This is a genomic window from Bacteroidales bacterium (genome assembly GCA_014860585.1).
Classification (GTDB): domain Bacteria; phylum Bacteroidota; class Bacteroidia; order Bacteroidales; family 4484-276; genus RZYY01.
Window position 1 is genome coordinate 1 of record JACZJL010000062.1, and the last position, 7,795, is coordinate 7,795.

General features: G+C 44.6%; 8 protein-coding genes. 1 reads left to right on the plus strand and 7 read right to left on the minus strand.

Annotated features, from left to right (window positions below):
• The 7 genes from IH598_06840 to IH598_06870 all read right to left on the minus strand — a co-directional run.
• Positions 1–123, minus strand: a 123-nt coding sequence (locus tag IH598_06840) for a hypothetical protein (GenBank protein MBE0638216.1), incomplete at its 3' end; no start/stop codon positions are given.
• A gap of 704 nt (positions 124–827) precedes the next feature.
• Positions 828–1,766 carry a UDP-3-O-(3-hydroxymyristoyl)glucosamine N-acyltransferase gene (locus IH598_06845; GenBank protein MBE0638217.1) on the minus strand — a complete coding sequence of 313 codons (939 nt, stop codon included), beginning with the start codon at positions 1,764–1,766 and terminating at the stop codon, positions 828–830.
• A 70-nt stretch (positions 1,767–1,836) separates the two neighbouring features.
• On the minus strand, positions 1,837–2,403 hold the full coding sequence (gene efp / locus IH598_06850) for an elongation factor P (GenBank protein MBE0638218.1): 567 nt from the start codon (positions 2,401–2,403) through the stop codon (positions 1,837–1,839).
• 91 nt (positions 2,404–2,494) lie between these two features.
• Positions 2,495–3,292, minus strand: coding sequence for an acyl-ACP--UDP-N-acetylglucosamine O-acyltransferase (gene lpxA / locus IH598_06855; GenBank protein ID MBE0638219.1), 798 nt, complete (start codon positions 3,290–3,292; stop codon positions 2,495–2,497).
• A gap of 2 nt (positions 3,293–3,294) precedes the next feature.
• The gene (locus tag IH598_06860; GenBank protein ID MBE0638220.1) at positions 3,295–4,686 is read right to left on the minus strand and encodes a bifunctional UDP-3-O-[3-hydroxymyristoyl] N-acetylglucosamine deacetylase/3-hydroxyacyl-ACP dehydratase; all 1,392 of its coding nucleotides are present in this window, start codon (positions 4,684–4,686) and stop codon (positions 3,295–3,297) included.
• 183 nt (positions 4,687–4,869) lie between these two features.
• Entirely contained in the window at positions 4,870–5,907 is a 1,038-nt protein-coding gene (lpxD, locus tag IH598_06865) for a UDP-3-O-(3-hydroxymyristoyl)glucosamine N-acyltransferase (protein ID MBE0638221.1), read from the minus strand.
• A 72-nt stretch (positions 5,908–5,979) separates the two neighbouring features.
• Complete coding sequence (locus IH598_06870; GenBank protein MBE0638222.1) at positions 5,980–7,242, minus strand: HD domain-containing protein; 1,263 nt, start codon at positions 7,240–7,242, stop codon at positions 5,980–5,982.
• Between the two features lie 311 nt (positions 7,243–7,553).
• Between IH598_06870 and IH598_06875 the strand changes: the two genes are divergently transcribed.
• Positions 7,554–7,795: response regulator (locus IH598_06875; protein MBE0638223.1), on the plus strand; the 242-nt coding region annotated here is incomplete at its 3' end.

The following is a 7,795-nucleotide window of genomic DNA, read 5'->3' on the forward strand; positions in this document are numbered from 1 at the left end:
TTCGCCCACTGTCACTGTATGACGGTCAAACTCACCACCCGGAATAAACCAGGTTAATACCGCCGAGAAAACGACAATCGAAAAGACAATGACGTAAGTGTGTGGAATTTTGGTCTTCTTCATTCATCCCTCCATGACAAGATTAAAGGTTGCAAAAATAATAAAACTCCATTCCAACAAGCGGCCTGCTTTAAGTCTTTGCTCTTTTTACCTCGTCAACAATACCACACCCGCCAATTTAAAACATTCACCCCGTGAGTTGCTTGCAAAAGCCACTGCAGTTTGAGGTTTAGTGGGGGTTTGGTAACATTCACGGGGTGAATTGTTAAACCGGTAAGCAAACCCCGCTGCGCCAGCTTTGGGTTGGAGGAGGGGATGGCAACCCCGAGCTTTAATGACCAAAAGTAATAACTAAAATTCATTACAATGACCCACGGTTATTTCTTTATTCACCCTTGAACCACCTGCTAGGTCCACCAATAAGGTAATCCCGAGGGGATCCCTACGGGATAAGGTTGATTTTTACAAAACATCCTCTCTACTAAGGTTTTTTTTCGAGTATAAGGTTTTCCTTCTCCGAAAAATGACCCGAAAAATTGAAAACCTTATTTGCATCCTCAAACCTTAGTAGGATTGAGCAACCATCAGGCTTTTCAACCTTATCCCGTAGGGATCCCCTCGGGATTACCTTATTTTCAGGGTATAATATTCTGCAGAGATCATTCACCCCGTGAATCATTTGCAAAGCCCACACTAGTTTCAGGTTTGGTGGGTGTTTGGTAACATTCACGGGGTGAATTGAAGAATAAGAAATTTGTCGCTTTTTACTACCTTGACTGAAGATCCTTTAATAGTTCAGGGAGTTGTCTGAGGGCGGCCATTTCACGCCATTTTCTGCGGGCGTCGTCGGCAGGCGCCCCGAAATAGATTCTTCCGTCGCCTTCGATCGATTTGTCGATACCCGACATGGCCAGCACCACGGCGCCTTTGCCAATCACCAGGTCTTTGTTCACTGAAACCCTTCCCCAGAGGATCACATCATCTTCAATCCGGGTAACGCCGGCAATTGCGGCATGAGCGCCAATCAGACAATTTTTACCGATATAGGTATCGTGTCCCACCTGGCAGTGGTTATCCATTTTGGTTCCGTCATCAATCACAGTGTCCCCGGAAACACCCCTGTCAATGGAGCACAAAGCACCAATTTCAACACGATTACCAAGAACCACTCTTCCGCATGATTCAAGTTTGCGATAACCTGCCGGCTTGCGCTGGAAGTAGTAAGCATCGGCGCCAAGAACACTGTTGGAATGTATAATTACATCGTCACCAATCACACAGTGGTCATAGATGGCTACTCCGGAATGGATGATACAGTTTTTTCCAATCACCACATGATTTCCGACAAAGGAATTCGGCTGGATCACCGTCCCTTCGCCAATCAATGCTGACGGACTAACCTGTGCGTAACAAGGCTCGAACGACCTGAATTTTTTGACCAGCGAAACATAAGCAGCAAAGGGATCATCGCAAATCACCAACCCTTTTCCTTCAGGGCAATCCACATCTTTGTTGATGATAATAGTTGTCGCTTTGGAGTTGAGTGCTTTGTTGTAATACTTTGGATGATCCACAAAAGTAAGATCACCAGGTTCGACCATGTGTATTTCGTTGATGCCAATAACAACGTGGGTTGGGTCGCCTTTGAACTGTGCATTTACAAATTCGGCAACCTGCTGAAGGGTGAGCGGCTGTGGAAAAAACATCGTTTTCTGTTTATGGATTTAAAAAAAAGCACAGGAAATCTGATGCCTGTGCTTGAATAGGTTGTGATTGCTATGTTTTTACCCTTTCGGAGTAATCACCCGAACGGGTGTCCACCTTGATGGTTTCCCCTTCGTTAATAAAAAGCGGAACCCTCACAATGGCGCCGGTTTCAACAGTAGCCTCTTTCAGTGCGTTGGTGGCAGTATTGCCTTTGTCGCCGGGCTCGGTATAAGTGACCAATAAATCAACATAAGCCGGTAATTCACACGAAAGCACAGTTTCAGTTTCGGCATGGAACAAAACTTCCACCTCCTGGCCATCTTTCAGGAACTGAGGTGCATTGATCAATACTTCATCAAAAAAAGTCTGCTCATAATTTTGGGTGTTCATGAAATGATATTCAGCACCGTCTTTGTATAAAAACTGGTAGGGTCTGCGTTCAACACGCTGAATGTCAATTTTTACCCCTGCATTGAAAGTATGGGGAATTACCTTTCCGGTCTTTACGTTTCTCAGCTTTGTTCTTACAAAAGCCCCGCCTTTGCCGGGTTTCACATGTTGAAATTCGACGATGGAGAAGAGGTCTCCGTTGTGGTTGAGTACGAGTCCGTTTTTAAAGTCTGCGGTTGTTGCCATAAAAATTACTAAATAGTTTAATTGAAATTTTTTGCAAAATTATTCAAAAATTTACATCGATCTGGGTTTGTGGAAAAGGATAAAAAGATTGTTAGCCGTTGCGCCGGTCAACCTTGCCGTAACCCTTCATCAGCCCGCGTGTGGATCTGCTGATAAACGAAAGGATTTCATCCCTGTCGGTTGTTGCCGGCACTTCTGCTTCGACAATAGCCACGGCCTGCGAAATGTTATACCCTTTGAGATACATGATTCTGTAGATATCCTGAATGGCGTTGATGCGTTCGTTGGAGAATCCTCTGCGACGCAACCCGATTGAGTTGATTCCAACGTATGCAAGGGGTTCGCGTGCAGCCTTGGTAAATGGTGGAACATCTTTTCGCACCAGTGCACCCCCTGAAATGAAGGCATGAGCGCCGATCTGCACAAACTGGTGAACGGCTGACATCCCCCCGATGATCGACCAGTCGTCGATGGTAATGTGACCGGCCAGCATGGCTGCATTGGCCAAAATTACGTTGTTCCCGATAATACAATCGTGGGCTATATGAACGTAAGCCATCAGCAGGCAATTATTGCCAATCACCGTCTCGATGTTGGCTTTGGTGCCGCGGTTGATCGTGACAAATTCCCTTACCGTAGTGTTGTCTCCGATTTTAACAATGGTGTCTTCACCGGCAAATTTCAGGTCCTGCGGAACGGCCGATATTACAGCACCCGGGAAAATACGGCAGTTTTTACCGATCCGTGCTCCCTCCATGATGGTAACATTTGATCCGATCCAGGTACCCTCATCAATCTCAACGTTTTTCTCGATATTGACAAAAGGTTCGATAACCACATTTTTGGCCACTTTGGCCTGTGGATGTACGTATGCTAAAGGTTGATTCATGTTTAACTAACTTTTTTACTGATTTGAGCAAGCATTACTGCTTCCATGACTATTTTATTTCCCACGTATGCAACACCTTTCATATGGCAGAGTCCCCTCCGGATGGGTGCTATAAGGCTTAAACTGAAAATGATCGTGTCGCCCGGAACTACTTTGTGACGAAACTTCACATCATCAATTTTCAGAAAAAATGTAAGATAATTTTCAGGGTCGGGAACAGTGCTCAACACCAGGATTCCTCCTGTTTGTGCCATAGCTTCAATCTGAAGTACACCAGGCATCACCGGTTCATCGGGGAAATGACCCACAAAGAATGCCTCATTCATGGTCACGTTTTTCAACCCAATCACGTGGCTACTACTCATTTCGAGTATCTTGTCGATGAGGAGGAATGGCGGACGATGGGGGAGGAGCCGCATGATGTCCTTAATTTCGAAAAGGACAGGTTTTTCAGGGTCGTATTTAGGGATACGCTCAACAGAAGTGGCTTTTAATAAATGCTTCCGGAGAATTTTTGCAAACTCAGCATTGGGACCGTGCCCTGGCCTGGTTGCAATGATATGTCCTTTAATGGGTTTCCCGACTAATGAAAGATCGCCGATAACATCGAGCAGTTTGTGACGGGCCGGCTCATTCGTGAAATGGAGGTCGAGGTTATTAAGGATGCCCTCAGATTTAACAGCAACCGATGGTTTGTTGAAAAGTTTGGCCAGGCGGTCGAGTTCTTGCTGTGTCACGGCTTTGTTAACAAAAACGATGGCGTTGCTCAGGTCGCCACCTTTCACCAGGTTATTATTAAGCAGAAACTCAAGCTCGTGAAGGAAAACAAATGTGCGACAGGGTGCAATTTGCGTGGCATAATCTTCAATTTGCTCCATCACGGCATGTTGAGTTCCCAACACCTTGGTTTCAAAGTCGATCAGTGTGGTCACTTTGTATTTGTCAGCCGGTATGGCAATGAATTCAATATTTTGTATGGGGTCTTTGTAGGTAATGACCTCATCAATTACGAGGTATTCTTTGTTCGCTTGTTGTTCAACAAATCCGACATTTTGAAGTGCTTCGGTGAAGAACTTTCCACTTCCATCAGTGATTGGAGGTTCCTGTCCGTCAAGTTCGATGAGGCAGTTGTCTATCTGGAGGCCTGTAAGTGAGGCCAGGACATGTTCAACGGTTTGCACTCTGACTCCGTTTTTCACAAGGCTTGTCCCTCTGGTTGTATCGGTTACATAGTCAGCCAGGGCTTCTATTACTGGCTGTCCTTCGAGGTCAGTACGTTTAAAAACGAAACCATGATTTTCAGGTGCAGGTTTAAAAGTCAGGTTAACCATTTTCCCTGTATGTAATCCTGCTCCGGAAATGGTAACCGGGACTTTAAGCGTTCGTTGCTTCATCGGTGAAAAGATATTTATGATACAGCCTGCAAAAGTAAAAATATTTCAATTGGGGCAAAAAGTAAAGGCAAATTGTTGTTATTCAACGGATAATTTGCTTCTTCGACAACAGAGGGGGTGTTAGAGACCGCTTTCGATCTGCATACATCAGTTTGTAATTGGCTTACTATTTTCTTATTCCAACTATTTATTCTCCTCTAAGGCTTTCAACTTCTTTTCCAATTCATCCACTTTGTCCACAATCTTTTGAAGATTACGGAAATGGATGTAGGCTTTCTTGTATTTGGCGGCATCAAACGCGGGCGATCCAAACACAACAGAGTCGTCCTTCAGGCTGGAGCTTATTCCTGACTGGCCGGCTATTTTTACATTATTTCCAATAGTAATGTGTCCGGTTATTCCTACCTGTGCAGCGATCATACAATTACGGCCAACTTTACTTGACCCTGCAACACCCGATTGAGCAGCCATTACTGTGTTTTCACCTATTTCCACATTATGGGCGATCTGTATCAGGTTATCCAGTTTAACTCCCTTGCGGATAATGGTCGATCCAAGCGTGGCGCGGTCAATCGTTGTGTTGGCGCCAATTTCAACATGGTCTTCGATGATTACATTGCCAATCTGGGCAATTTTCAGGTAATTGTTGTCCGCCTGGGGGGCAAAACCAAACCCGTCGGCGCCGATCACCACCCCAGCATGCAATGTGCAGTGATTACCAATGATATTATCCGAATAGATTTTGACGCCGGCAAACAAGGTGGTATTTGATCCAATCTTAGTATTATCTCCAACATAACTTTGCGGATAGATTTTAGCGTGATCTCCAATCTGTGCGTTGTCGCCCACAAACGCAAAAGGTCCGATGTAAACATCTTTACCAACTTTAGCTGATGGCGAAATGTAGGCTTGTTCCGAAACTCCGGTTTTGTTGAGTTTGATCTGATTGTAAAGTTCCAGCAGCTTTGCGAAGGCTGTGTAAGGATCGTCCACCCTGATAAGTGTTGGTTTCACCGGATGCTCTGGAATGAAACTTTTGGCCACGATCACAATGCTGGCCTGCGATTGATAAATGTGCGGAGTGTACTTGGGATTGGATAAAAACGACAGAGAACCGGGCACCCCCTCTTCGATCTTGGCAAGTTGGCTGACGGCAGCACTTTCATCACCATCAACAATACCATTGAGCAACTGGGCAATTTCTTTAGCTTTAAAAATCATAGGAAAACGGGATTAACGATTAAAATACAAATGATTGAAAATCTTTATTTTAATTTAAATTATCGATGGAATTCAAACGAAAACCTCTTCCCCTGTAAAAGGAGATTTGGGATAGCAAATAAAGTATTTTTTTACCGTTTTGGATAACACTTCTGCTGTTAGATGGTCAGAAACCTCCGAAATGTCCTGTAAACGTCCGTCGCGGAAATAAATGCTGATCCGTTCATGGGTTGGATCGTAAGCACTGTTTTTGGCAATATCAGCAAAAACGAAGTATTCAGCCTCATCCTTAGTTAGCGAAAAATGTTTGGCCACCAAATCCTTCCGCCCGGCAATTTCCTCATAAGGGATAGGCTGCGTGCGGATTTCGGTTCTGAAAAGGTGGCGGTTAACCAGGCTTTTGCAAAGCAAAGACAGCACTTTGTCGCTACTGCCAGTCCACTCTTTGATTGCGGTAAAAATATCGAAGTCGTCAATTCTTGCAAATAAATCCAACAATTGCGGAGTGATCAGAAAGTCATCCTTTTTCACCCGTTCTTTTAGGAAGAAATTAAGAGGGGTGGTTGCAAAAAGATCAACACCCTGAGCAGAAAGGAATTTTGCCCTGCGGATGATTTGCAGTAACATTTGCTCTGCTGCGAGTACCGTCTTATGCAAGTAAACCTGCCAGTACATCAACCGGCGGGCGACCAGGAATTTTTCCACCGAATAAATTCCTTTGGCTTCCACCACCAGGTTGTCATTCACCACGTCAAGCATGGTGATAATCCGGTCGGAGTTGATCACCCCTTCGGAAACACCGGTGAAAAAGCTGTCGCGCTTCAGAAAATCGAGCCGGTCGGTATCCAATTGACTGGAAACCAGCTGGTGCAAATATTTTTTGGGATAACTGTCTGTAAAAATCGAGATCGCGATTCCAGTAATTTCACCAAATTGTTTCTCCAACCCCTGCATGAAAAGGAGAGACAGTTCTTCATGATGCAAATCTTCGATGATGGCCTTTTCGAGGGTGTGCGAGTAAGGCCCATGTCCCATGTCGTGCAGCAGGATAGCCGTAAGTGCACCAAGCGACTCCTGCCGGCTGATTTCATGACCTTTTGAGGTAAGCACATCCAAAGCCTGTTGCATCAGGTGAGTGGCGCCAATGGCATGATGAAACCTTGTATGTAGCGCTCCGGGATAAACAAGATGGGTGAGCCCAAGCTGTTTGATCCGGCGCAACCGTTGAAACCAGGGATGCTCGATCAGATCGAAAATCAACTCGTCGGGAATGCTGATGAACCCATAAACAGGATCGTTGAGTATCTTTTTTTTATTGCCTCCGGTGATTGGCATAAGGTCTTTAATTTCACTGTTTTTGGCCATTTCAGGCCGAATTAAATGCTGATAAGAAAAACTCCTAAAATTTGATTTTCAACGGTTTATTTGCCCCACCCTTCCCAAAGGGATCCCTACGGGAAAAGGGAGTAAACCGTTGAAAATCAGTGCTCCCTTTAGGGTTGGGGTATTCACTGATTTTCAACGATAAGAAATTTCTTCCTGACACTAATTAAATTCGACCTGTCAAAATAAAATTTTGTAAAAGCCTGTTAATAAGATAGCTTTGACGGAGCAAAAATAAACTAAAATTAATCAGAACTGATCTTATGGATAAAATCAAAATTTTGTGGGCGGATGATGAGATTGAATTGTTGAAACCACACATTATTTTTCTTGAGCAAAAAGGGTATTTGGTAACCACTTCCAACAACGGAGACGAAGCGCTTGATCTGCTCAAAGGTGAACCTTTTGATATCGTGTTCCTCGACGAAAACATGCCTGGTATGTCCGGCATCGAAACACTTGCAGAGATCAAAGTACTCCAGCCGCACTTACCCGTTGTGATGAT